General features: G+C 62.8%; 22 protein-coding genes. 8 read left to right on the forward strand and 14 right to left on the reverse strand.

The annotated features are described in order from the left end of the window. Nucleotides 1-157 precede the first annotated feature (157 nt). The 5 genes from urtE to urtA all read right to left on the reverse strand — a co-directional run bounded on the left by urtE (nt 158) and on the right by urtA (nt 5,915). Complete coding sequence (gene urtE / locus FJ527_RS03760) at nt 158-853, reverse strand: urea ABC transporter ATP-binding subunit UrtE (protein WP_140616298.1); 696 nt, start codon at nt 851-853, stop codon at nt 158-160. Between the two features lie 69 nt (nt 854-922). Continuing rightward, on the reverse strand, nt 923-1,669 hold the full coding sequence (gene urtD / locus FJ527_RS03765) for an urea ABC transporter ATP-binding protein UrtD (RefSeq protein WP_015317700.1): 747 nt from the start codon (nt 1,667-1,669) through the stop codon (nt 923-925). Between the two features lie 6 nt (nt 1,670-1,675). Further along, entirely contained in the window at nt 1,676-2,911 is a 1,236-nt protein-coding gene (gene urtC / locus FJ527_RS03770; protein ID WP_140821786.1) for an urea ABC transporter permease subunit UrtC, read from the reverse strand. Next, the gene (gene urtB / locus FJ527_RS03775) at nt 2,908-4,524 is read right to left on the reverse strand and encodes an urea ABC transporter permease subunit UrtB (RefSeq protein WP_140716860.1); all 1,617 of its coding nucleotides are present in this window, start codon (nt 4,522-4,524) and stop codon (nt 2,908-2,910) included. Before urtB ends, urtC begins: the two co-directional genes overlap by 4 nt. A 110-nt stretch (nt 4,525-4,634) precedes the next feature. Next, nucleotides 4,635-5,915, reverse strand: a complete 1,281-nt coding sequence (urtA, locus tag FJ527_RS03780; protein ID WP_224528120.1) for an urea ABC transporter substrate-binding protein — start codon at nt 5,913-5,915, stop codon at nt 4,635-4,637. 344 nt (nt 5,916-6,259) lie between these two features. Between urtA and FJ527_RS03785 the strand changes: the two genes are divergently transcribed. Further along, on the forward strand, nt 6,260-6,667 hold the full coding sequence (locus FJ527_RS03785; RefSeq protein ID WP_140664236.1) for a hypothetical protein: 408 nt from the start codon (nt 6,260-6,262) through the stop codon (nt 6,665-6,667). A gap of 156 nt (nt 6,668-6,823) precedes the next feature. Here the strand turns inward: FJ527_RS03785 and FJ527_RS03790 are convergent, their stop codons facing one another. The 3 genes from FJ527_RS03790 to FJ527_RS03800 form a co-directional block, all read right to left on the reverse strand. Continuing rightward, nucleotides 6,824-8,395: a GMC family oxidoreductase gene (locus tag FJ527_RS03790; protein WP_140821788.1), complete on the reverse strand. Its 1,572-nt coding sequence runs from the start codon at nt 8,393-8,395 to the stop codon at nt 6,824-6,826. Nucleotides 8,396-8,441: 46 nt separating this feature from the next. Next, nucleotides 8,442-8,972: a hypothetical protein gene (locus tag FJ527_RS03795; protein WP_015317694.1), complete on the reverse strand. Its 531-nt coding sequence runs from the start codon at nt 8,970-8,972 to the stop codon at nt 8,442-8,444. A gap of 78 nt (nt 8,973-9,050) precedes the next feature. After that, nucleotides 9,051-9,446, reverse strand: a complete 396-nt coding sequence (locus FJ527_RS03800; protein WP_140664242.1) for a VOC family protein — start codon at nt 9,444-9,446, stop codon at nt 9,051-9,053. A 246-nt stretch (nt 9,447-9,692) separates the two neighbouring features. Here FJ527_RS03800 and FJ527_RS03805 point away from each other — a divergent pair, with 246 nt between their 5' ends. Continuing rightward, entirely contained in the window at nt 9,693-9,992 is a 300-nt protein-coding gene (locus FJ527_RS03805; RefSeq protein WP_015317692.1) for a ribbon-helix-helix domain-containing protein, read from the forward strand. On the opposite strand, the gene FJ527_RS03810 is transcribed toward FJ527_RS03805, so the two are convergent. Next, nucleotides 9,989-10,702, reverse strand: coding sequence for a DeoD-type purine-nucleoside phosphorylase (locus FJ527_RS03810; protein WP_140821790.1), 714 nt, complete (start codon nt 10,700-10,702; stop codon nt 9,989-9,991). The genes FJ527_RS03805 and FJ527_RS03810 overlap by 4 nt on opposite strands. 86 nt (nt 10,703-10,788) lie before the next feature. After that, nucleotides 10,789-13,365 (reverse strand): ATP-binding protein, encoded by a 2,577-nt coding sequence (locus FJ527_RS03815; protein WP_140616513.1) that lies wholly within the window; start codon nt 13,363-13,365, stop codon nt 10,789-10,791. Nucleotides 13,366-13,693: 328 nt separating this feature from the next. Here FJ527_RS03815 and FJ527_RS03820 point away from each other — a divergent pair, with 328 nt between their 5' ends. Then, complete coding sequence (locus tag FJ527_RS03820) at nt 13,694-14,446, forward strand: flagellar biosynthetic protein FliO (protein WP_140821792.1); 753 nt, start codon at nt 13,694-13,696, stop codon at nt 14,444-14,446. 148 nt (nt 14,447-14,594) lie between these two features. On the opposite strand, the gene dksA is transcribed toward FJ527_RS03820, so the two are convergent. Beyond that, complete coding sequence (gene dksA, locus FJ527_RS03825) at nt 14,595-15,011, reverse strand: RNA polymerase-binding protein DksA (protein WP_015317688.1); 417 nt, start codon at nt 15,009-15,011, stop codon at nt 14,595-14,597. A 275-nt stretch (nt 15,012-15,286) separates the two neighbouring features. Between dksA and FJ527_RS03830 the strand changes: the two genes are divergently transcribed. From FJ527_RS03830 to FJ527_RS03845, 4 genes are all read left to right on the forward strand, one after another. Beyond that, on the forward strand, nt 15,287-15,790 hold the full coding sequence (locus FJ527_RS03830) for a histidine phosphatase family protein (protein WP_140821794.1): 504 nt from the start codon (nt 15,287-15,289) through the stop codon (nt 15,788-15,790). Nucleotides 15,791-15,866: 76 nt separating this feature from the next. Next, nucleotides 15,867-17,345, forward strand: coding sequence for a YcjX family protein (locus tag FJ527_RS03835; protein ID WP_140821796.1), 1,479 nt, complete (start codon nt 15,867-15,869; stop codon nt 17,343-17,345). Next, nucleotides 17,342-18,427: a TIGR01620 family protein gene (locus FJ527_RS03840; RefSeq protein ID WP_140821797.1), complete on the forward strand. Its 1,086-nt coding sequence runs from the start codon at nt 17,342-17,344 to the stop codon at nt 18,425-18,427. The genes FJ527_RS03835 and FJ527_RS03840 overlap by 4 nt, the downstream gene beginning before the upstream one ends. Nucleotides 18,428-18,550: 123 nt before the next feature. Then, nucleotides 18,551-19,102, forward strand: a complete 552-nt coding sequence (locus FJ527_RS03845; RefSeq protein WP_140821799.1) for a hypothetical protein — start codon at nt 18,551-18,553, stop codon at nt 19,100-19,102. Nucleotides 19,103-19,237: 135 nt separating this feature from the next. Here the strand turns inward: FJ527_RS03845 and FJ527_RS03850 are convergent, their stop codons facing one another. The 3 genes from FJ527_RS03850 to FJ527_RS03860 form a co-directional block, all read right to left on the reverse strand. Continuing rightward, the gene (locus tag FJ527_RS03850) at nt 19,238-19,504 is read right to left on the reverse strand and encodes a hypothetical protein (protein ID WP_015317683.1); all 267 of its coding nucleotides are present in this window, start codon (nt 19,502-19,504) and stop codon (nt 19,238-19,240) included. Nucleotides 19,505-19,676: 172 nt separating this feature from the next. Beyond that, a complete protein-coding gene (locus FJ527_RS03855; protein WP_140821801.1) occupies nt 19,677-20,885 on the reverse strand; it encodes an MFS transporter in 1,209 nt (402 codons plus the stop codon). A gap of 59 nt (nt 20,886-20,944) precedes the next feature. Continuing rightward, on the reverse strand, nt 20,945-21,934 hold the full coding sequence (locus FJ527_RS03860; RefSeq protein WP_015317681.1) for an AraC family transcriptional regulator: 990 nt from the start codon (nt 21,932-21,934) through the stop codon (nt 20,945-20,947). A 159-nt stretch (nt 21,935-22,093) separates the two neighbouring features. On the opposite strand from FJ527_RS03860, the gene FJ527_RS03865 reads away from it, so the two are divergent. After that, nucleotides 22,094-23,929: a monovalent cation:proton antiporter-2 (CPA2) family protein gene (locus FJ527_RS03865; protein WP_015317680.1), complete on the forward strand. Its 1,836-nt coding sequence runs from the start codon at nt 22,094-22,096 to the stop codon at nt 23,927-23,929. Nucleotides 23,930-23,934 lie beyond the last annotated feature (5 nt).

Raw genomic sequence — 23,934 nt, forward strand, 5'->3', positions numbered from 1 at the left:
GATCTGCGATAACCAGACTGATACGGAAACGGCCGACTCACAAAGCCACGGAAAGACTAGCATGCGATATTGCATGTGCCAGAGACGCAGATGATGGATGTAGGAAATATTGGACTTGCCAATAACTTCAAATCTTCAATGAAGTCTGGCACCGATTCTAGACCGTGAGGAATTTGCGGACATCGGCCCGGTCTAAATCTTCCGCCGGGCCGGTGTGGACGATCTGGCCGCGATCCATGATGTTGACCTCGTCGGCGAGTTCGCGGCAGAAATCGAGATACTGTTCGACCAGCAGCACCGCAATGCCGGCCTGGTCGCGCAGATAGCGTATGGCGCGGCCGATATCCTTGATGACAGAGGGCTGGATGCCTTCGGTCGGCTCGTCGAGCACCAGCAGCTTCGGCCGCATCACGAGTGCCCTGCCGATGGCGAGCTGCTGTTGCTGGCCGCCGGAAAGATCGCCGCCACGGCGGCCAAGCATCTGCTTCAGCACCGGAAACAGCTCGAAGACGTGCGCCGGCACGTTGCGGTCGGCGCGCTTCAAGGGCGCGAAGCCGGATTCGAGATTTTCCCGCACGCTGAGCAGCGGAAAGATCTCCCTGCCCTGCGGAACGAATGCGATGCCCGACCGGGCGCGGTCATACGCCGCGCTCCGGTCGAGCGCCTTCCCCTCGAAGGCAACGCTTCCGCTCGTCAGCCTGTGGTGGCCGACGATCGATCTCATCAAACTGGTCTTGCCGACGCCGTTGCGGCCGAGCACGCAGGTGATCTTGCCGGCGCCCGCCTTCAGCGATACGCCGCGCAACGCCTGGGCGGCGCCGTAGTGCAGCGTGGCATTGGAAACCTCGAGCATGTCAGCGCCTTCTCCAGAACCTCAGCAAAGACAGATCGAAGCGATGGAATTGAACCCGCCAATGCATGCTCATCTCCCCAGATAGACTTCGACGACGCGCTCGTCGGCCGAAACGAAATCGAGCGTCCCTTCCGAGAGCACCGAGCCTTCATGCAGGCAGGTAACCTTGACGCCGAGTTCGCGGACGAAATGCATGTCGTGTTCGACGACAATGACCGAGTGGTCACGGGCGATATCCCTGAGCAGCCGCGCGGTTTCCTCGGTCTCGGCATCGGTCATGCCGGCCACCGGCTCGTCGACCAGAAGCAGCTTCGGGTCCTGCGCCAGCAGCATGCCGATCTCGAGCCATTGTTTCTGGCCGTGGCTAAGATTGGCGGCGAGTTCGCGGCGCTTGTCGCCCAACCGGATGATGCCAAGGATGTCATCGATCTGCCGCGCCTCGGCGGGCGATTGGCGATGGAACAGCGCCGGGAAGATCGAACGCGGTCCCTTCAGCGCCAGCATCAGGTTTTCTTCGATCGTGTGGCTTTCGAAAACGGTCGGCTTCTGGAATTTGCGGCCGATGCCCATCATGGCGATCTCGGCTTCGTCATGCCTGGTCAGGTCCACCTGGCCGTCGAAGAACACTTCGCCTTCATCCGGCCTCGTCTTGCCGGTGACGATGTCCATCATCGTCGTCTTGCCGGCGCCGTTGGGGCCGATGATGGCGCGCATCTCGCCCTTGTCGAGCACCAGGGACAGATTGTTGATGGCGCGAAAGCCATCGAAGGACACCGAGACGCCGTCGAGATAGAGGATAGTGTTGGATTTGCTCACGGTCGCTTACTCCGCCGCCTGCGGTTCGGGGTCGGACCAGGACCACTCGCCTGGGTTTCTCGCCGGCGAGCGAGCGGGCTTCGAGGTCGCGGACGCGATGCCAACCTCGGCGCCGGCTTCTTCAGCGAGGGACGCCACGCGCAGCGCCCTGGCATTGCCGCGCCAGCTGTCCCACATGCCGATGATGCCCTTGGGCAGGAGCAAGGTGACGGCGACGAACAGGCCCCCGAGCGCGAACAGCCAGAATTCCGGCAGCACGCCGGTGAACCAGGATTTGCCGGCATTGACCAGCAACGCGCCGATGATCGGCCCGACAATGGTGCCGCGGCCGCCGACCGCCGCCCAGATCACCACCTCGATCGAATTGGCCGGCTCGAATTCGCCTGGATTGATGATGCCGACCTGCGGCACGTAGAGCGCGCCGGCAATGCCTGCCATGACAGCCGAAACGGTAAAAGCGAACAGCTTTACGTTCTCCGCCCGCCAGCCGAGGAAGCGCGTGCGGCTCTCGGCGTCGCGCACGGCCATCAGCAGCTTGCCGTATTTGGAGCCGACGATCGCCCAGGTGATGAAAACGGCGAGTGCCAGCATCACCGCGCTGGCCGCGAACAGTGCCGAACGGGTGGTATCGGCCTGCACGTTGAAGCCCAGAATATCCTTGAAATCGGTCAGGCCGTTATTGCCTCCGAAACCCATGTCGTTGCGGAAGAAGGCAAGCAGCAGCGCATAGGTCATCGCCTGGGTGATGATGGAGAGGTAGACACCGGTGACGCGGCTGCGGAAGGCGAACCAGCCGAAGATGAAGGCAAGCAGGCCGGGCACCGCCAGCACCATGATAGCGGCGAACCAGAAATGGTCGAAACCGGTCCAGAACCAGGGCAATTCCTTGTAGTTCAGGAACACCATGAAATCGGGCAGGATCGGGTTGCCGTAGACGCCGCGCGAGCCGATCTGGCGCATCAGATACATTCCCATCGCATAGCCGCCGAGCGCGAAGAAGGCGCCGTGGCCGAGCGAGAGGATACCGCAATAGCCCCAGACCAGATCGAGCGAGAGCGCCAGCAGTGCATAGCAGAGATATTTGCCGGTCAGCGCCACGATGTAGGACGGAATGTAGAAGGCGCTTGTCGGCGAGACGGCCAGGTTAAGCACCGGCACGATTATAGCCACCGCCAGCAGGATGAAGATGGTGATGGCGATGCGGCGATCCGCGCCGGCGGCAAAGAAGCGTCCCGATATCATGCTTCCACCGCCCTGCCCTTGAGCGCGAACAGGCCTCGCGGGCGCTTCTGGATGAACAGGATGATCAGCACCAGCACGACGATCTTGCCGAGCACCGCGCCGGCATAGGGCTCGAGAACCTTGTTGACGATGCCGAGCGAAAAGGCGCCGACCAATGTACCCCAGAGATTGCCGACACCGCCGAAGACGACCACCATGAAGCTGTCGATGATGTAGCCGCGACCAAGATTGGGCGAGACATTGTCGATCTGGCTGAGCGCGACGCCGGCGATACCGGCAATGCCGGATCCCAGCGCGAAGGTCAGCGCGTCGACCCAGGGCGTCCTGATGCCCATCGAGGCGGCCATGCGCCGGTTGGCGGTGACGGCGCGCATCTGCAGCCCCCAGGGCGTGCGCTTCATTACATAGAGCAACATGCCGAACACCGTGAGCGCGAACACCAGAATCCACAGCCGGTTCCAGGTGATGGCCAATTGTCCGACGTCGAAGGAGCCGGACATCCAGGACGGATTGCCGACCTCCTGGTTGGTCGGTCCGAAGATCGAGCGCACCGCCTGCTGCAGGATGAGCGAGACGCCCCAGGTTGCCAGCAGCGTCTCCAGCGGCCGGCCGTAGAGGAACCGGATCACGCCGCGCTCGATGACGAGACCGACGAATGCCGCGACCAGGAAGGCGAGCGGCAGCGCGATCACCAGCGACCAGTCGAACAGGCCGGGAAAGGACGTCCGGATCACTTGCTGGACGACGAAGGTCGTATAGGCGCCAAGCATCACCATCTCGCCATGCGCCATGTTGATGACGCCCATGACGCCGAAGGTGATGGCAAGCCCGATCGCTGCCAGCAGCAGCACCGAACCCAGCGAAATCCCGTACCAGATGTTCTGTCCGGCATCCCACAAGGCCAGCGTCGAATTGATGTTGGCGATCGCTGCGGTCGCCGCGTCCTTGACCGCGCCGGAGGCACTGCCCTCGACCGAAGTGAGCAGCGAAACCGCGTCGCGGTCGCCACGCGCGCCGATCAGGGCGACCGCGGCGAGTTTGTCGGCCTCGGGCCTGTCGGAAACAAGCACCGAGGCCGCGCGGGCCTGTTCGAGCAGAGCCTTGACGCTGGCCACGGTCTCGCTGGCGATTGCCGTGTCGAGTGGCTCGATGTTGGCTGCGTCGGGCGTCTTGAACATGGTGCGGGCGGCTGCCAGCCGCACGGCCGGATCCTTGGCGCCAAGCGTCAGCGTGCCGAGCGCATCGCGGATGACGCGGCGCAGCGTGTTGTTGACCTTGATCTTGGCGACGTCGCCCTTGGCCGCCTCGCCGGATGCTTCGCTGCTGAGCGGATCGAAAAGCTGGAGGCTTTCGCCGGTTTCCTTGCCGACGAAGACCAGGGAATCCGCCTTGCGGATATAGAGATTGCCATCGGCGAGTGCCGAAAGCGGGTGTTCGACCAAGGGATCGCCGGTGGCGGCGAGGTCATGCACGACGGCTCCGGTCTCGGAAAAGCCCTTGGCGGTCGCGAACTTGGCGATGATGGCGCGCAGATCGGCTTCGCCTGCGCCCGACGACGACAGTGTCGCCAGCAGGAACAACAGCGTCAGGCCAATCGTGCGGATCAAGGTCATCGGCTTGAGTTAACCCTTGAAGATTTGAAATGGGCGCGTCCGGACAGTGGAGGAAACCGTCCGGACGCGTGCGGTCTTGGGCTTGGCATGAAGGCCCAGCCCGGGGAGGATCAGTTTGTGCCCTTGCCGCCGCACTTGCCGGTGGCAACGTTGAAGTTGCCGCACGACAGCGGCTTGCGCCAATCGGAGATCAAATCCTTGGAGTCCGGCAGGTAGTCGGACCATTCGTCGCCCATCACAAGGCCGGGCGTGCGCGAAACCGTTTCGAACTGGCCGTCGGCCTGGATTTCGCCGATCAGCACCGGCTTGGTGATGTGATGGTTCGGCATCATCGTCGAGTAGCCGCCGGTCAGGTTTGGCACAGAAACGCCGATCATGGCGTCGATGACCTTGTCCGGATCGGTGGTGCCGGCCTTCTCAACCGCCTTCACCCACATGTTGAAGCCGATATAATGAGCTTCCATCGGGTCGTTTGTGGTGCGCTTGTCGCTCTTGATGAACTTGTGCCAGTCGGCGATGAACTTCTTGTTCTCGGGCGTATCGACGCTCTCGAAATAGTTCCAGGCGGCGAGATGGCCGACCAGCGGCGCGGTGTCGAGACCGGCCAGCTCTTCCTCGCCGACCGAGAAGGCCATGACCGGGATGTCCTCGGCCTTGATGCCTTGGTTGCCGAGTTCCTTGTAGAACGGCACGTTGGCATCGCCATTGACGGTCGAGACGACGGCGGTCTTCTTGCCGGCCGAGCCGAATTTCTTGATCGCCGAGACTTCGGTCTGCCAGTCGGAGAAGCCGAATGGCGTATAGTTGACCATGATGTCTTCGGCCGCGACGCCCTTGGCCTTCAGATAGGCTTCGAGGATCTTGTTGGTGGTGCGCGGATAGACGTAGTCGGTGCCTTCGAGCACCCAGCGCTTCACCGAACCGCCGTCCTCGCTCATCAGGTAATCGACGGCCGGAATGGCCTGCTGGTTCGGCGCGGCACCCGTGTAGAAGACATTGCGCTCGCTTTCCTCGCCCTCATACTGGACCGGATAGAACAGGATATTGTCGAGTTCGGAAAACACCGGCAGCACCGACTTGCGCGACACCGAGGTCCAGCAGCCGAACACCGCGGCGACCTTGTCCTTCGAGATCAGCTCACGCGCCTTTTCGGCGAACAGCGGCCAGTTGGAAGCCGGATCGACGACGACCGCTTCGAGCTTCTTGCCGAGCAGGCCGCCCTTGGCGTTCTGCTCGTCGATGAGCATCAGCATGGCGTCCTTCAGCGTCGTCTCTGAAATCGCCATCGTGCCCGACAGCGAATGAAGAATGCCGACCTTGATCGTATCATCGGCGGCCCTGGCCGGAGCAGACATCACCAGGCCGGCGGCAACTACGCTCGCCGAGAACATTTTTGCTATTGTCGAGAAATTACCCCTCATGCGGAAGACTCCCAAGCTGGTTTGATTGCACCGCAACTATGCAATGCAACCCCCGTGCCAACCGCTGAAGGCATGCGGAAAAGCGCAAAATAGACACATGTTATCAGTGCGTTGCTACATTAGATTGAACGAAACAAAGAGAGCCGGTTAAAAATTGATTGAGGGAAATTTGCGCAATGCACAAGGCATATGCCTAAGCTTTGCCCATTTTCTCTAGATGCCTATATTTTGATCTTGGAGGCAGATCGCCGACGGCAAATGTTGCGGCGCGGCGCAAAAATAGGGCAAGCTTGGTCGTTCAAGCGGACGGCATCATGACATCAGCCATTTCACGCATATTCATCGGCATAGTGGCTCTGGCGGCGGCAACCGGAGCGGCCCGAGCCGACTTCAGCGACGGCAGGATGCCCGACGGCATCTATCACTGCGAGGCCTACCTGCTCGGCATGTTCCTCAACCTCGGCGACATCACCATCAAGGGAAACGTCTATAGCGGCCCGGTCACGTTCGGGACCGCGCAGCAGGGCTACAACTACCAGATGGATGCAAACGGCGTGATCTCCTGGTTGGGACCAGTTGGCGGTTACACCACTGGCGGCAACTCGCTCTCGCTCACCCAGGCAACGCTGGACGGCCAGAGTCCGCCCTCCTTCGACATCATCATGAAGCAGCCCGACGGCGCCTTCACCGCCACGACCTGCACCAGGGGAAGCAATCAATAGATCTTCCCTGGCAATGACACCGCCTCGGTCTGCAACCCTGCCCGTCTTCTCATCTCATCTGGATGTTGCCGAAGGACCGCCAGCCGGTCGGCGCCTGAGGCCATGAAAAAAAGGCGCGGAACTGGTCAAGTTCCGCGCCAGCAGGCAGTCGGGAGGTCAGATGGTTTTCGCCGACATCTGCGCGGCGATATAGTCGGCCTGGCGGATCGCCAGCGACACGATGGTCAGGGTCGGGTTTTCGGCCGCACCCGTCGTGAACTGGCTGCCGTCCGACACGAACAGGTTCTTGATGTCGTGTGCCTGGCCATGCTTGTTGACGACGCCGTCGGCGGCCTTCTCGCTCATCCGGTTGGTGCCGAGATTGTGCGTCGAGGGATAGGGTGGCGTCGGGAAGGTGCGTGTGGCGCCGACCGCATCGTAAAGCGCGGTGGCCTGCTTGTAGGCATGATTGCGCATCGCCGTGTCGTTGGCATGGTCGTCGAAATGCACATCGGCGATCGGCATGCCGTGCTCGTCCTTCTCGTCGCCATGCAGCGTGATGCGGTTCTCCTCGCGCGGCATGTCCTCACCGACGATCCACAGGCCGGCCATGTGGTCGTAGTGGTCGAGCGCGGTGGTGAAGGAACGCCCCCAGCCGCCAGGGTTCAGGAAGGCAGCCATGAAGGGCAGGCCGAGCGACAGCGTCTCGAACTCGTAACCGCCGACAAAACCGCGTGACGGATCATGGCGCGCCTCATCACGGATGATGCCGGCCATGGTGGTGCCGCGATACATGTGCACTGGCTTGTCGAAGATGGCATAGACCGATCCCGTGGTATGCCGCATGTAGTTCTTGCCCACCTGCCCCGACGAGTTGGCAAGGCCGTGCGGGAACTTGGCTGATTCGGAATTGAGCAGCAGGCGCGGGCTCTCGATCGAATTGCCGGCGACCGCCACGATGCGGGCCTTCTGCTCCTGCAGCTTGCCGTCCTTGTCGGCATAGACGACGCCGGTGACCTTTCCAGAGGCGTCATGGTTGATCTTGATCGCCATGGCGTTCGGCCGGACCTCGAGGTGGCCGGTCGCCTCGCCCTTCGGGATTTCGGTATAGAGCGTCGACCATTTGGCGCCCCATTTGCAGCCCTGGAAGCAGAAGCCGGTCTGCTGGCAGGAATTGCGGTCGTCGCGCTCCACCGAGTTGATCGCCATGTTGCCGGTATGGCATTCCTTGTAGCCGAGCTTGTCGGCGCCGGCCTTTAGCACCTTGAAATTGTTGTTGCCCGGCAGGCGCGGCCAGCCATTGGTGCCGGTGACGCCCATCTTGGCTTCCGCCTTGGCGTAATAGGGCTCCATCTCGGCCAGCGTCACCGGCCAATCCAAAAGGTTGGCGCCTTCCAGCTTGCCGTAGGTCGACAGCGTCTTGAACTCATGCTCCTGGAAGCGCAGCGATGCGCCTGCCCAGTGCGTGGTCGAGCCGCCGACCGACTTGACGATCCAGGCCGGAAGGTTGGGAAAATCCTTGGCCACGCGCCAATCGCCGGATGTGGTGCGCTTGTCCGTCCAGGCGAGCTGAGCGAACGAATCCCACTCGTCGTTGATGAAGTCCTCATATTCGTGGCGGGCACCGGCCTCGAGGATGACGACATCGATGCCCTTCTGCGCCAGTTCGTTGCCGAGCGTGCCGCCGCCGGCGCCGGAGCCGATGATGACGACCACGCCGTCGTTTTTCAGATCAAATGCTGCTGCCATGGTTTCCTCCCATGAAATCAACTGAATGCGGTTGAGGCGAAGCGGGTCAGAGCCACTCGATGTCGCTGAATCCCCGCGCGATGTAGCCGCCCTTGGAATAGGATTCGCCCTCGTAGCCGAAGATCGGCCAGACCTCCTTCTGGTTGTAGAGGCTGACGACAAGACCGCCGCGAACCGCCTGGAAGAAGGCCGTACCCTCAATGTCCCTGAGCAACGCGACCCGCTGCTCTTCCCAGCCGAGCCCGCGATAACCGCCCTCGCCGGCTCTCTTGTCGAGATCGGCGATCCCGTTTTCGATAAGCTCCTTGTGAGCCTTGTCCTTGGCGGCCATCTCATCATGGCCCTTGACCGCGACGGCGTAATATTTGTCAGGGACTTGGTCATGCGGGTAGATATCGCGCGCCAGCTGGATCAGCGTCGCCATTGTCTCGGGCTTCAGAGCCGAGGTTTCCAGCCCCCAGGCATGTTGCGGACTGATGACGGCGCTGCCGGAAATGACGAGCAGCGCGCCGACGCCGCCGCGTTTGAGAAGTTCGCGCCGTGAAAGCCCGGGCTTCCCCTCGTGGATCGTGACCATGTTTTCCTCCCTGCTTGCTGTTCGCACTCGAAAGAGTGCCGTTGCTGGCGCCGCGCCGGTCCGCGCGGCCGGTTGTCCCTATTGGAAGCGCCCTCCGCGCTGCAGGACCTCGACCTTGTAGCCGTCGGGGTCCTCGATGAAGAAGAAGCGGGCGATGAGCGACCCGTCGCGGCTGAATTCGACAATCTTCTTCGGATTGAGGCCGAGTGCGCCGAGCCGATCATGTTCGCTGTCGAGATCGGCGACCGAGACCGCGAGGTGACCATAGCCGTCGCCCAGCGCATAGGGCTCCGCGCGCCCCTTGTTGACGGTCAACTCAACCTCGAAAGGCGCATCGGCATTGCTGAGGTAGACCAGCGTGAAGGTCTCGAAGTCCAGTCGTTGGGCGACCTCAAGGCCGAATGCCTTGGTGTAGAAATCGATGGAGCGGGCTTCGTCGAGAACCCGGATCATGGTGTGGATTGCCTTCGCCAAATCAGACTCCGCAGCTTCATGCTTTCGAAGGTGATTATGCGCGCCGGTGAAGAAAGGTGGTGGCAGCCGACTACCACGCATGGGGTTGGAAAAACGGATATGCCCATCCCAAGGACGTAAGTCTGCCAAGGACGAAAGTCTGATTGCCGTTGACGACCTTCCGGTCGATGATGAAACCGCAGGCAGTGTTCAAAAGGCACCGACCGCCCCGTCGGCGCCCAAGACCAACAAAAACGGGAGGTAACGATGTGCAGAGTCTTTGCCGCACAGGATCCGGAAGGCTATCGTCAGATCAACCGGTCGATCCGCATTGACGGACATTCGACGAGCATCCAGCTCGAGGTCACGTTCTGGGCCTTGCTCGACGAAATCGCCGAAAGCCAGAACCTGACGACGCCGAAATTCATCTCGAAGCTCTACGACGAAGCCATCGAGATCAACGGCGAGATCCCTAATTTCGCGTCGATGCTGCGCACCACTTGCGCACTCTATCTACGCGGCCACCGACCATCCATGGAGGAGGTGTTGAAGCGAGAGGCCGCCTAGCGCCCTTCCGTGGCGACTTCGAGCGCGAGCCGGCTCATGTCGGTGAAAAGCGCCTGGCGTTCGGAATAGTCGGTCTGTTCGCCGGTAAGCAGATTGTCGACGACGGTCAGCAGCGACAACGCCCTCGCGCCGAAATGGGCCGATATGCGATAGAGAGCGCTGGTTTCCATGTCTACCGCCAGCGCCCCGAGCGCCCTTGCGTCGGCATAACGGGCACGCGCTTCAGGATGGTAGAATATATCGGTGCAGGCTGTCAGGCCGGCGTGGTGGTCGATGCCAAGTGCGGCTGCCTTGCTCAATGCGCTAGCCAGCAGCGCCGGATCCGGGCCAACATCGGCTACGTAAAGGCCAAAAACTCGACCGCTCTCGGTATTTTCAGGCCGTGCCGATTGCGAGATCACAAGGCTGCGCAGCTTTGCCTCGGCGCTCAGGCTGCCGCAGGTACCGGTGCGGATCAGTGTTCGGACGCCATAAAAGTCAAGCAGTTCATGGGCGTAGATCAGGAAGGATGAAACGCCGATGCCCGTCGCCTGAATGCTGACGGGCTTGCCGCGAAACAAGCCGGTAAAGCCGAGAGCGCCGCGTCGGCGATTGACGCAGCGCGGCGCGTCCAGGAATGTCTGCGCCATCCACTCCACGCGCTGCGGGTCGCCCGGCAACAAAACCGTGTCGGCGTAATCGCCCTTGCCTGCCTCGATGTGTGGCGTCAACAGCCGCTCCCCCAAGCCCGCCTGCTGTATTTTCAACAATCATGGCGTTGTTACGGCGTTGTGCAAGAGCGCGGCATTGGAAGCACCTAGGATTCAAGGACATCCTTGACGATCGTGGCCAGTTGCTTGAGCGAGAACGGCTTTGGCAGGAAGCCGAAATGCGCCTCCGCCGGCAGGTTCCTGGCGAAAGCGTCCTCGGCATAGCCGGAGACGAAAACGAACTTGATGTCCGGCTGGCGTTTGCGCAACTCACCGAGCAGGGTCGGCCCGTCCATTTCCGGCATCACCACGTCGGAAACGACGATGTCGACCTTGCCGCCCAGCGCTTCGAACACTTCCAGCGCCTCGACGCCCGAGGATGCCTCGTGAACGGTATAGCCGCGCGAGGTCAGTGCCCGCATGCCGCCCATGCGCACGGCATCCTCATCCTCGACCAGCAGGACCGTCGCCGACCCGGACAGATCCTTGGTGCTATCGGCCAGTTTGACTGCCGCTGCCGCCGGCGCTTCACCGGCTTCGGCTGCCGTTTTCGCTTCCACGATGTGACGCGGCAGGAAGATGCGGAAGGTGGACCCCTTGCCGACTTCGGAATCGCAGAAAATGAAACCGCCGGTCTGCTTGATGATGCCGTAGACCATGGACAGGCCAAGGCCCGTGCCCTTGCCGACCTCCTTGGTGGTGAAGAACGGCTCGAAGATCTTCTTCAGCACGTCGGGCGCGATGCCTGAGCCAGTATCCTCGACTTCGACCACCACATAGTCGGCGGCCGCGAGTTCGCGGTAGGGAAAGCTCTTGCATTCCTCGGCGGTCACGTTGCGGGTGCGCACGGTGAGATCGCCGCCCGCCGGCATCGCGTCGCGCGCGTTGACCGCCAGGTTGACCACCACTTGCTCGAACTGCCCGATATCGACCTTGACCGGCCACAGGTCGCGGCCGTGATCGACCTTGAGCTTGATGTCGTTGCCGACCAGGCGGGCAAGCAGCATCCTGAGATCGGCGAGCACGTCGGTGAGGTTCAGCACTTCCGGCCGCAGCGTCTGCTTGCGCGAGAAGGCCAGCAACTGCCTGACCAGGGAGGCCGCGCGATTGGCGTTCTGCTTGATGTTCATGATGTCGGGGAAGGACGGATCCGACGGCCGGTGATTGGTCAAAAGCAGGTCGGACGCCATGATGATGGCGGTCAGCACATTGTTGAAGTCGTGCGCGATGCCACCGGCGAGCTGGCCGACGGCCTGCATCTTCTGGCTTTGCGCCATCTGCCCTTCGAGCGCCTTCTGCTCGGTCGTCTCGACGGCGTAGACGATGGCCGCTTCCTCGGCTCCTTCGCCGCCGGTGCCATCGGCCACGGCGTTGACGTAGAAACGGATATGCCGCTCATCATTGCCGGGCAGCACGGTCTCAATCGGATCAATGTCGGCCTGCCGCTGCCGGGCTTTCTCGAAAGCCGCGGCAAAGGCCGGCCGGTCGCGGTCATGGATCACCGTGTCGAGCCGCACGCGGCGATCCACGGCATCGCGGTCGACGACCGAGGAAAACAGCGACAGGAACGGTGCGTTGGTGCGCAGGATGCGCCCGCTGGCATCGACACCGGCAATCGCCATCGGCGTCGAATTGAAGAAGCGGGTGAAGCGCACTTCCGAGGCGCGCAGGTCGGCCGAGGCATCCTCGCCCTGTGTGCGGTTGAGCACGATGGTGCGGGTTGGCCCGCCGACGCCCTCACGGCTGGCCGAAACGCGATGCATGAAGCGCACCGGCAGCGCCTCGCCGGTCATCGTCGTCAAGTCGAGATCGATGACCGCATTGCGCGTCGTGCCGGGGTCCGCCTTGACGGAGCGCACCAGCGCCATGCCGTCGCCGGCAACAATATCGGGCAAGGCGACGGCACCGGGGGTGAAGCTGGCGAGATCGATGCCCAGCCATCCGGCGAGCGTGGCGTTGATGTAGGTGACGCGGCCGTCCTGGTCGGCCGAAAAGAAGCCGGCCGGCGCGTGGTCGAGGTGGTCGATTGCCTTCTGCAGATCGAGGAAGAAACGCTCCTGCTCGGCCCGCTCTTGCGAAATGTCGGCGAGCTGCCAGGCCAGCATCGGCAGCCGCTGGCCCGGGACGCTGAACGCGCGGGCGCGTGCCCGGTACCAGCGCGCGCCCGGTTCGGCGCCGGGCCGGATCGATTGCGCGAGCCGGAACTCGCCGTCGCCCGGCTGCCCGTCACGCAAGCCGGACGCCAGCCGGTAAATGGTCACCGAGGCTTCGGGGACATCGGAGAGCAATCCTTCGACCGTCTTCAGGTCAGCGGCCGATGAGGCGCCGGTCATATCGGCATAGGCGCGGTTGGCGTAGACGACGCGACCCTTGGTGTCCGTGACCAGCAGGCCCTGCGACATCGAATCGACGAAGGCCTTGGACAGTTCGTCGCCCGTCGAGCGCGGTGTGATCTGCACGAAGCCGATCGCGGTCGCGAACAGGAAGCCGACACCGATCATCGCCAGTACGCCGAGCATGCCGAGCAGGAACGGATCGCCGAGGCGCTCGCGGAAAAGGCCGAAGACGATTGCGGCGCCCGTCAGGACGACGATGAAGATGATAAGCCGGGTGACCGCGCCCGGTCGCGTATTCTGGTCGACGATCGGTGCCGGATAGAAATCGCCGCGCGCTTCCTTGGCCATATGCCCCCTGCTCATGAAATCCGATGTTCCGACACCCGCCCCCAATGCATGTCGCCCAAAAATGACTTCGGTTTTGGGAAAACGACATGCATGAAAAACACGGACCTGAAACGCGTCGCATGAATCCGTTTCAGCGCGACGCGCTTTAGCCGGTTGAATCACATTCTCCTGGTCTGGAAAAGGCCCGGGCCGCAAATGTCGGATAAAAATGCTGTCGGCTGGCCTTCCCTGTGTTTCAAGCTGTTCACGATGCGTGAAAGGCAACTTGCGGTAGCCAGTCGCAACGGTCTAGTGTCGCGTCACTTTCCAAACCGTTCGGGGGAAACCAATGCAGTGGCTGGATAGCGTGGCGGGTCCCGGTTATGCGGCGGCACTCCTGTGGACCTTCGCGGCGCTGATCCTGCTGGTCATCGTTCTCATCATCGTCAGGCTCGTGCGCAACCTGACCTTCGGCACGTTTGTCGCCGGCGGCCGCAACCGCAAGACGCGGCTCGCCGTCATGGACGCAACCGCCGTCGACAGCCATCGCCGACTGGTGCTGGTGCGACGCGACGACATCGAACATCTGCTTCTGATCGGCGGCCCGACCGACGTCGTTGTCGAACGCGACATCCGCCTCGCCGCGCCGCGCCGTCCGGCGTTGACTGGAGATGGCGGCCTGCAGCCTGTCCCGGCGGCCGCCGCCCCGGCTGCGAAGCCTCGGTCGCCGCAGCCCGCTCCCGTGCCTCCGAGACAAGCACCCGCTCCGCAGCCGGTGGCCATGGCACAGCCTGCCCGCCAGCGTCCGGCGGCGCCACCACCGGCTCCGGCGCCCGCACCGAAACCAGCGGCGCAAACCTATCAATCGACCAATGTCACGCCGCTGCCTGCCTATGGCTCCGCCAACGTCAATGCCGCCAGGCACACGCCGCCACCGCCGACGCAGGACAGCATCGACGACACGCTGATGAAAGAACTCGAGGTTTCGCTCGACCAGCCCCGCTCCGGCGGCCCGGTGGGCAAACCGGCAGCCAAGGCGCCGCCCTCGCTCGACGATGAAATGACCAGGCTGTTGGGCGAACTTTCAAGCCAAAAGAGATGAACTGCGCCTAGGTCAAGAGATGAACTGTCGCCTGCCAGTGACTAGGCTGGCCGGCGTTCAAGCGTGTTCAAATCTATTGAAGGTGGCACGCATCGAACAGAAATGGCCGGATAACCGGCCATTTGGAAATCAATGCAAAGGCGGTCCATCAGTCGTCGCGATAGACTTTTTCACGGCGCTCATGCCGTTCTTGCGCTTCGATCGACAAGGTGGCGATCGGGCGCGCGTCGAGCCGCTTCAAGGCGATCGGCTCACCGGTTTCTTCGCAATAGCCGTAAGTGCCTTCATCGATGCGCTGCAGCGCCGAATCGATCTTTGAGATGAGTTTCCGCTGACGGTCGCGGGCCCTGAGCTCGATGGCGCGGTCGGTTTCCGAAGAGGCGCGGTCGGCGAGGTCGGGATGGTTGGCGTTTTCCTGCTGCAGGATTTCGAGGGTTTCGCGCGCCTCGCGCAAGATGTCATTTTTCCAGGTGACGAGCTTCTGGCGGAAGTAGGATTTCTGCCGTTCGTTCATGAACGGCTCGTCTTCGGAGGGTACGTAATCGGCGGTAACGATGTCGTTCATTCGACTCACCCAACAGCCCCAAATTTGGCGCCTATATATTCGCCACCAGACGCCTGCACAAGCGCAATCAGCCACCGACTCACGCAATTGTTAAAGTGCGTCTCCAGCCTTCTCCGGAGCGGCATAAATCTCTTTTGATGGCGAAAGTACGACTATCCTCGCCCATCGCCCTGCAAGTGATTCGCCGCGCTGAAGCACGCGCACCATTGTGCGTGCGGCTTTTCTCGTGGCTAATCGCGGCAGGACTTCAGCTCTCGGGCACCGTTGGAGGTTGGGTGAGCAGGCTTTATCTGTTGCGACACGCCAAGGCCGGTTGGGCCGTGCCGGGCATGCGTGATTTCGATCGTCCGTTGGACGCATCCGGCCGCGCCGATGCCGAAAAAATGGGGACCGCGATGCGTTCCCGCTCCTATGTGCCGGACCTGACGCTGTGCTCCAACGCCAAACGCGCCAGGGAAACCCTCGAGGGTCTGGCCGGCCAGACCGACACAGGCAAGGTGCTGTTTTTCGATGCGCTCTACAGCGAGGACGCGGCCTGCTATCTCCGCCTCGTCCGGGATCATGGCGGGCCCGGTTCATTGCTGGTCATAGGGCACAACCCGATGACGGAGGATCTCGCCATGGCGGTTTCGGGCGATGGCGGCGAGGCGGAGCGGGCAATGCTCAATCACGGCTTTCCAACCTCGGGCCTTGCGGTCGTCCGTTTCCCCGGCGATCTGGCGAAAGCGACCCAGGGAGCGGGCTATCTCGAAGCGTTCCTGACACCGGCCGATCCCTGATGCCGATTTCCAGCGCCATTTCAAAGCCGGGTTCCAGCGCCTATATCGGGCGGACGCAAGCCCGAGAGATCATATTTTGGCATCATCGCTGACCACCTTCACCGACGAGGCAAGAATTGCCCTCGACACATTGTCGGGACGTGCCACCGGACTTTTTTCTCCATCGCTGCGTCTGGGTGTCACGGGTCTCTCCCGCGCCGGCAAGACCGTCTTCATCTCGGCCTTCGTCCACAATCTGATCCACGGTGGACGTCTGCCGCTGTTCGAGGCGCAGAAATCGGGGCGTATCGCGCGCGCCTTCCTCGAACAGCAGCCCGATGACGCCGTGCCGCGTTTTCAATACGAGGACCACATCGCCGCTTTGGTCAACGATCGCGTCTGGCCGGACTCGACCCGCGCCATTTCGGAACTGCGGCTGACGATCGAATATGAATCGGCTTCCGGCTGGAACCGCATGTTCTCGTCGGGCAAGCTGTCGGTCGACATCGTCGACTACCCCGGCGAATGGCTGCTCGACCTGCCGCTGCTCGGCAAATCCTTCGCCGATTTTTCGCGCGAAGCCCTCGAAATGGCCACGCTGCCGGTGCGCGAGGATCTTTCGCTGGCCTGGCGAGCGATCTCGGCGGAAATCGACCCGAATGCCGACGCCGAGGAAATGACGGCGCGCCGGCTGGCTGAAAGCTTCGCCGCCTATCTCAAGGCATGCAAGCTCGACGAACGGGCGCTTTCGACCTTGCCGCCCGGCCGTTTCCTGATGCCCGGCGATCTCGAAGGCTCGCCCGCGCTGACTTTCGCGCCGCTGGCCGGCCTGGGCGACAGGCGCGCGCGCAACGGCTCGTTGCACGCCATGATGGAACGGCGCTACGAGGCCTACAAGACGCATGTCGTCAAACCGTTCTTCCGCGAGCACGTCACGCGCCTGGACCGCCAGATCGTGCTCATCGATGCCATGCAGGCGCTGAACGCCGGGCCTGGTGCCATGGCCGACCTGGAGCGCGCCGTCACCGAGATCCTCAGCTGTTTTCGCCCCGGCCGGGGCAGCTTCATAACCGACCTGTTCTCCCGGCGTATCGACCGCATCCTGGTCGCGGCGACCAAGGCCGATCATCTGCACCACGAAAGCCATGACCGGTTGCAGGCGATCGTACGGCGCCTTGCCGACCGCGCCGTGGCGCGGGCAAATTTCACCGGCGCCGATGTCGACGTCGTCGCCATGGCGGCGGTGCGCGCCACCCGCGAAGGCACCGTCAAGCAGGGCCGCGAGACATTGCCTGTTATCATCGGCACGCCGATCGCCGGCGAGAAGATCGATGGTGAAACATTCGACGGAAAGACGGAAACAGCTATATTTCCTGGTGATTTGCCGGAGAACATTGATGCTGTTTTCGACCTTTCGGGGCCGGATCACAGACAGGACTCCACGGACCCGGCAATCCGCTTCGTCCGGTTCCGTCCGCCGAAACTCGAACGCACGGCCGAAGGTGTCACGCTGTCGCTGCCCCATATCAGGCTAGACCGCGCCTTGCAGTTCCTGATCGGAGACCATCTGGCATGACCGCGCCCCGCAAACCGGCGGCATTCCGCATCGAGCCGGAAGCCGCGCCGAAACAAGACGCGCCACAAGCACGCCAGACCGAACCGTCGCGCAGACCGCGCTCCATGAAGGCCGATGTGGCGCTGGTCATCCCGGCGGAGGTCGACGTATTCGACGAACCGGACGTTATTGCCGCCGAGCCGCCGCCATCGGTCGCCCCCAGAAGGCGCTCGGTTCTCGGCAGCATCTTCTTCGGCGCCTTCGGCGTGCTGGTTTCGCTGGCTGTCGGCCTGTGGACCGACCAGTTGATACGCGATCTCTTTGCCCGCGCCGAATGGCTGGGCTGGCTGGCCGCCGGGATGGCGGCGATTGCGCTGCTGGCGCTGCTGGTAATCCTGATTCGCGAGTTCCTGGCCATCGCCCGCCTCGCCGAGGTCGAAAAGCTGCAGAAGCGCGCGCTCGATGCCATCGCGCGCGACGATCCGAAAGCGGCACGCGCGGTGGTCGACGAGTTGTCGGCCTTTGTCGCGGCCAAACCCGAGACCGCTGCCGGCCGGCGCGCGCTGGCTGAATTGCGCGGCGAGATTATCGACGGCGCCAATCTGGTGCGCCTGGCGGAGGCGGAAATCCTCGGCCCCCTTGATGTCAGGGCCAAGGTGATAATTCTCGAGGCCGCCAAGCGGGTTTCGCTGGTGACGGCCGTGAGCCCTCGCGCGCTGGTCGATGTCGGTTATGTGGTGTTCGAGGCCGGGCGCCTCATCCGCCGGCTTTCCGAACTCTATGGCGGACGGCCCGGAACGCTGGGTTTCTTCCGCCTGGCGCGCAGCGTACTGGCGCATCTGGCGGTCACCGGTTCGATCGCCATCGGCGACAGTTTCGTCCAGCAGATCGTCGGCCACGGCCTGGCGGCCCGCCTCTCGGCAAAGCTGGGCGAAGGCGTCGTCAACGGCATGATGACGGCGCGCATCGGTATCGCCGCGATGGAGACGGCGCGTCCCCTGCCCTTCAGCGCTGCCAGGCGCCCGGGGCTGGGCGATTTCCTCGCAGCATTGACGTCGTTCGCAGCCAAGAAAGACGCCGAAACAGCCGGCTCCGGCAAATAGCGTCCAGCTCTTCGGGACGATGATCGGACTGCTGTTTCGAGGGCCCGCGGTGACGAAGCATTAACCAATCTTCTTCATGGTCGAACCGGTTTCAAACAGCCTCGTTGTTGCCGGGTGTCGTCGATGAAAAGCGTAATTCTGTCCAGCGTCCTGCCCCTGGCGACGGTGATCACAGCTGTCGTCGGCATTGCCTCGGCGGCCTCTGCCACGGAACCGGACAAGCAGTTTTTCCAGTCGGCCGAAGGCAAATGGGTTGGCCCGGGCGAAATCGTCGCCGGCAAATACAAGGGCACGAAATTCAACTGCAGCTTCACCGGCTCCAGGCCGGACGGCAAGATGGGCATGACACTGGACGGCGGTTGCCGGGTCGGCATGTTCACCCAGCCCATGTCGGCCAAGATCGAGCGCAAGGGCCGCGACTACAAGGGTTCCTTCATGGGTGGCGCTGCCGGCGCCGGCCTCGATATCATCGGCGGCAACGTCGTCGACGCCCACAAGGTGGTCTTCACCATCAACCGCAACCAATTGCGCGGTGTCATGCAGGCCCGCATTCCCGACGACAATTCCATGACCGTAACGGTTGCCGTGCGGGTTCAGGACCAGTTGGTGCCCGTCATCGGCATGAGCCTGAAGCGCGTCGATGCCGTCGAAGTCGGCTCCATCGCGCCGAACTGAGCGCACCCTCGCCTCTATTCTTTTACGAATTCCGGACGGAAAAACACTTCTCCTGGGATTGCGCGAATACACCCCACGAAACAAAGAGGCGGCGGCCCATCGCCACCGCCTCCTTGGAAACGGACGAACCAGGCGTCAGCCCTTGATCGCCTTGGTCAGCTCGTCATACGCCTTGCAGGCATCGGCCAGGGTCGTGGAACCCTGATACTTGGTCGTCACCGCCTGAACCTTGGCGGTCAGGTCAGCCGCCTTGGACGGATCCTTGGTGATCGCCTCCTGCAGCGCCGCGGCCATGTCCTGCGCCTTCTTGGTCGCGATCTCGGTCGTGCATTCCGGCGCCTTCGAACAGGCCGAGCCGGCAAGCACCGCCAGCCCGGCGGCAACGAGCAAAAACTTCTTCATGTCAGTCATCTCCTCAAAAGGGTGCGACTTGATCGCCGCTCACCCCCAATGGCCGAAGCCGAGCGTGCTTAGCCTTCGATTGCGGCAACAAGCAACGCGCCCATGGCGTAAACTTGTGTAAAGAGCCTGCAACATTGCGGCGGTTCGAGTTCGATGTCAGCTGGAGCAAAGTTCAGCCGCGAGGCTGCAGCAGAGCGAGCACAGCTGTCGACGCGGCAAGGATGGCCGTAACGGTCAACGGCGCCGTGGCACCATAGGTGTCCACGACATAGCCACCGACAACCGCGCCGATCGTGATGGCAACCTGGAAAGAGACGACCATCAGGCTGCCCGCTGCTTCCAGCGCGTCAGGTGCCGCACGCGAGAGATTGGTTGGCAGCACCACCGGCCCCATGCCGAAGGCGAAGCCCCAAAGCGTGACGAACCCGAAGGCAACGCCAATGTGCACGCCCCAAAGCACCAAGGCCAGCGCCGCAACCGCCATTAACGCCGCGGTGACCACGAGAGCCATGTGAATATTGGCATCGGCCATGCGGCCGCCGGCAATGTTGCCGATCACAGCGGCGATGCCAAACCCAAGCAGAGCCAGGGCGATTGGACCGGTTGCAAGCAGCGTGACGTGTTCGAGGAAGGGGCGCACATAGACAGAACCAGCAAAATGCCCCGTCATCAGCAAGACAATGGCCAGCATGCCGATTTGAATGCCGCGCCGCCGTGTAAGTCGAAACACGTCTGCAAGACTGTTGCTTGTTGTCGCCGGCAAGGTCGGCAGGCTGAGCAACTGCGCCAACATGGCCAATACGGCCAGCCCCGCTGTCATGGCCATGGCGCTGCGCCATCCCAGCCAGTCGCTGATCAACGTCCCCAAGGACGGCGCGGCAATGGTGGCGAGCGAGACGCCGAGGGTAACGATAGCCATGCCCCGGCCTGTCGCATTGGCGCCGACCAGCCTCGCCACGACGGCAACCGAAAGTGCCCAGAAAGCGCTGAGAGCGATCCCCAGCCCGGCCCGGCCCAACAACAACAGCCAGAAATTGGGTGCCAGCGCCGCAAGAATATTGGAAGCCACCGCCAAAGCCATGAGACCGACCAGCACCGTCTTGCGGTTCAGTCGGCCGATAAGAACATTGCTCAACATGGCCGTCACGGCGCCGACGGAAGCGGTGGCGGTGACGACCTGTCCGGCCGTTCCCTCACTGATACCGAGATCGCGCGCCATTGGCGTCAGCAGGCCTGCCGGCAGGAATTCGGCTGACACCAGGGCAAAGCTGGTGGCCGCCAGTGAAATGACCGCAAACCAGGTGGCTGCATTCCACGCGGCCGGCGTGTCGGCATCAAGGCCAATCGCGGCGTCTTCAAGCTGTAATGTTGTGTCTGTCACGGAAAGATCTCCAAAGTTTGGAGATCTTGATAGACGAGTTCTGTCGGATGATATGTGTCTTAAAATCCGAAATTCATGTCTATTCGTCCGGGATTTGTGCGACGCACAATTCCCGGCGAGACATTGGTGATGCGCTTGAACGCGCGAGCGAAGGATGCCTCGGAATCATAGCCCAAACGGGTAGCGACCTCGGCAACCGACAAGCCGCTCTGCCCCAACAACTCGCGGGCAAGCTGCATGCGCAGGCGGGCGAGATAGCGCGCGGCACCCTCGCCCAATACAGCGCTGAAACGCGCGGCGAAAATCGATCGCGATTGGCCTGCCACGCTCGCAAGGCTTCCCAGCGTCCAGTCGTGGCCGGGGTCTCGATGCATGGCTGCCAGGGCGCGGCCGATATGGGGATCGCGGATGGCTGCGAGCCAACCTGTGGTCGAGGCTCCGTTGCAATTGACCCAACAGCGGATGAGCCGGGCTGTCAGCAAATCCGCCATACGCGACAAGATGGTGGCGCTGCCCATCTGCGGTTGCGCGGCCTCCATCGTCATGGCAGCCAGCAAAGGACCAACGACCGGGTCATTGCCGGCCACGTCGCAACCCTTGATGACAGCCGGCATCAACGTGATCAATGGATTGAGCGCACAGGAGTCCAAGGCCATGGAGCCGCAGAAAAGGGTGCTTGTCGCGCCCGTTCCTTCCCGCACCACTTCGCAGACATTGCCCCCTAACTTGATCACCTGGCAGCCCTCGAGCGAGTCGCCCACCACGTCCGGCGCACTCGCCAGCCGATGGGCGATGCCCTGCGGCAGCAGCACCAGATCGCCATCGCGCAACTCTTGCCAGCCCTGCGCTTCGGTGTGAATCCAGCACGGACCCTGGCCGACAAAGTGAAAACGAAGCAGCGATTGTCGCGGAAATTCTATGCTCCATGGATGTCGGAGCTCGCAGCGGCCATAGTTCACGCCACTCAGGCGAAAGTCTTGCAGGACTTCGCTGAGCGCATCCATCGGGATATGGGACGGCGAAGACGGCTGGGACGAACGGTCAAGCATGTAGCCGATATATACGCCGAACGTCCCGCAGACAAGGGGAGACCGTTGTTCCTCCGGGGGAGTCGCACCGACAGCACCCTACCTTTCCTGGCAGGCTTCCCGCCCTTGCCTCCCGCTCCCACTGCATGCAAGGAGTGCTATACGACAAAGGGACAGATCATGGCGGCAGAGGCAGCGGGCAGCGATCTCATTCAGGTGGTGGCATTGCTGGCGGCGGGCGTGGTGGCCGTCCCGATCTTCAAGCGCATGGGTCTCGGTTCGATTCTCGGTTACCTGGCCGCCGGCGTGGTGATCGGTCCGTTCGGCCTCGGCGTCTTTTCCGAATCGGGAGCCATCCTCCATGTCGCCGAACTCGGCGTGGTCATGTTCCTGTTCATCATCGGCCTGGAAATGCAGCCGTCGCGGCTTTGGGGCCTGCGCCGCGAGATCTTTGGGCTGGGCGCCCTTCAAGTCGGCGTCTGCGCGGTGCTCTTGACTGGTGTTGGCATGGCCGGAGGGTTTCCGATCGCGCAATCCTTCGTCGCCGGCGCCGGTTTCGTGCTGACCTCGACGGCCATCGTCATGCAGCTTCTGGAAGAACGCGGCGAAATCGCCGCGCCCAAGGGCCAGCGCATCGTCTCCATCCTGCTGCTGGAGGACCTGGCCATCGTGCCGCTGCTCGCCTTGATCGCCTTCCTGGCGCCGGGCGGTGCCGGTACCAGCCTGTCGGAGCGGCTGACCGAGGTCGGCATCGGCCTCGCCGCGATCATCGGCCTGGTGGTGGCGGGACGCTACCTCCTCAACCCCTTCTTCCGCATCCTGGCGGATGCCCGTGCGCGCGAAGTGATGACGGCTGCGGCTCTGCTGGTCGTGCTCGGATCGGCGCTTGCCATGCAGCTCAGCGGCCTGTCGATGGCGATGGGCGCGTTCCTGGCCGGCGTGCTGCTCTCGGAATCGACCTTCCGCCATCAGCTTGAAGCTGACATCGAGCCGTTCCGCGGCATCCTGCTCGGCCTGTTCTTCCTGGCGGTCGGCATGTCGCTCGATCTGCACGTGGTGGCCGCGAACTGGAAGCTGATCGCCGTCTACGTCGTGGCCTACATGGTGATGAAGGCTTTCGGCATCTACATTGTCGCCCGCATCCTGAAATCAGGCCACCGCGAGGCACTGGAGCGCGCGGTCTTCATGGCGCAAGGCGGTGAATTCGCCTTTGTGCTCTATTCCGCGGCCGCCGCCGTCGGCATCATCGACGGCCAGGCAAACGCAACGCTGACCGCGATAGTCATCATCTCCATGGTGCTGACGCCGCTGGCGATCATCGCCTTGCGCTATTTCACGCCACGGGACGAGCAGTCGCTGGACGGCGTCGAAGTCGCCGACGGCCTGTCCGGCAGCGTGCTGATCATCGGCTTTGGCCGCTTCGGCCAGATCGCCAGCCAACCCCTGCTCTTGCGCGGCATCGACGTCTCGATCATCGACAACGATGTCGAGATGATCCAGGCGGCCGCCGATTTCGGCTTCAAGGTCTATTATGGCGACGGCACGCGGCTGGACATCCTGCACGCGGCCGGGGCCGGCCGGGCGCGGGCCGTGCTCATTTGTGTCGACAAGCCCGACGCCGCCATCCGCATCGCCGAACTCGTCAAGGCTGAGTTCCCCTTGCTTACGGTGCTGGCCCGTGCGTTCGACCGCGGCACGGCGCTGCAGCTCATCCGCGCCGGCGTCGATTATCAGCTGCGCGAAACCTTCGAATCGGCGCTCGTCTTTGGTGGCTCGACCCTCGAGGCGCTGGGCGTCGATCCCGAGGACGTCGCCGAAACGATCGAGGACGTCAGGCGCCGCGACACGGCCCGGTTCGAGACCCAGCTCGCCGAAGGCATCCGCTCGGGACAGCGTTTCCTGAAAGGCAATATCGGTACGCCGATCCCGACCCCACTCTCCACGCCCCGCCGTCCTGGCCAGGCGCTCAACGAGGAAACGGCCGGCGTCCTGCATAAATCCGAATCGGCGGATTGAGGGAG

Source organism: Mesorhizobium sp. B2-4-18, assembly GCF_006441385.1.
GTDB lineage: Bacteria > Pseudomonadota > Alphaproteobacteria > Rhizobiales > Rhizobiaceae > Mesorhizobium > Mesorhizobium australicum.

Coding starts and splice junctions, on each gene's coding strand:
- urtE (WP_140616298.1), bottom strand. CDS start 853: ATGCTCGAGGTTTCCAATGCCACGCTGCACTACGGCGCCGCCCAGGCG.
- urtA (WP_224528120.1), bottom strand. CDS start 5,915: ATGTTCTCGGCGAGCGTAGTTGCCGCCGGCCTGGTGATGTCTGCTCCG.
- FJ527_RS03840 (WP_140821797.1), top strand. CDS start 17,342: ATGACCGCGCCCCGCAAACCGGCGGCATTCCGCATCGAGCCGGAAGCC.
- FJ527_RS03785 (WP_140664236.1), top strand. CDS start 6,260: ATGACATCAGCCATTTCACGCATATTCATCGGCATAGTGGCTCTGGCG.
- urtC (WP_140821786.1), bottom strand. CDS start 2,911: ATGATATCGGGACGCTTCTTTGCCGCCGGCGCGGATCGCCGCATCGCC.
- FJ527_RS03860 (WP_015317681.1), bottom strand. CDS start 21,934: ATGCTTGACCGTTCGTCCCAGCCGTCTTCGCCGTCCCATATCCCGATG.
- FJ527_RS03865 (WP_015317680.1), top strand. CDS start 22,094: ATGGCGGCAGAGGCAGCGGGCAGCGATCTCATTCAGGTGGTGGCATTG.
- FJ527_RS03795 (WP_015317694.1), bottom strand. CDS start 8,972: ATGGTCACGATCCACGAGGGGAAGCCCGGGCTTTCACGGCGCGAACTT.
- urtB (WP_140716860.1), bottom strand. CDS start 4,524: ATGACCTTGATCCGCACGATTGGCCTGACGCTGTTGTTCCTGCTGGCG.
- dksA (WP_015317688.1), bottom strand. CDS start 15,011: ATGAACGACATCGTTACCGCCGATTACGTACCCTCCGAAGACGAGCCG.
- FJ527_RS03815 (WP_140616513.1), bottom strand. CDS start 13,365: ATGGCCAAGGAAGCGCGCGGCGATTTCTATCCGGCACCGATCGTCGAC.
- FJ527_RS03845 (WP_140821799.1), top strand. CDS start 18,551: ATGAAAAGCGTAATTCTGTCCAGCGTCCTGCCCCTGGCGACGGTGATC.
- FJ527_RS03820 (WP_140821792.1), top strand. CDS start 13,694: ATGCAGTGGCTGGATAGCGTGGCGGGTCCCGGTTATGCGGCGGCACTC.
- FJ527_RS03790 (WP_140821788.1), bottom strand. CDS start 8,395: ATGGCAGCAGCATTTGATCTGAAAAACGACGGCGTGGTCGTCATCATC.
- FJ527_RS03805 (WP_015317692.1), top strand. CDS start 9,693: ATGTGCAGAGTCTTTGCCGCACAGGATCCGGAAGGCTATCGTCAGATC.
- FJ527_RS03850 (WP_015317683.1), bottom strand. CDS start 19,504: ATGAAGAAGTTTTTGCTCGTTGCCGCCGGGCTGGCGGTGCTTGCCGGC.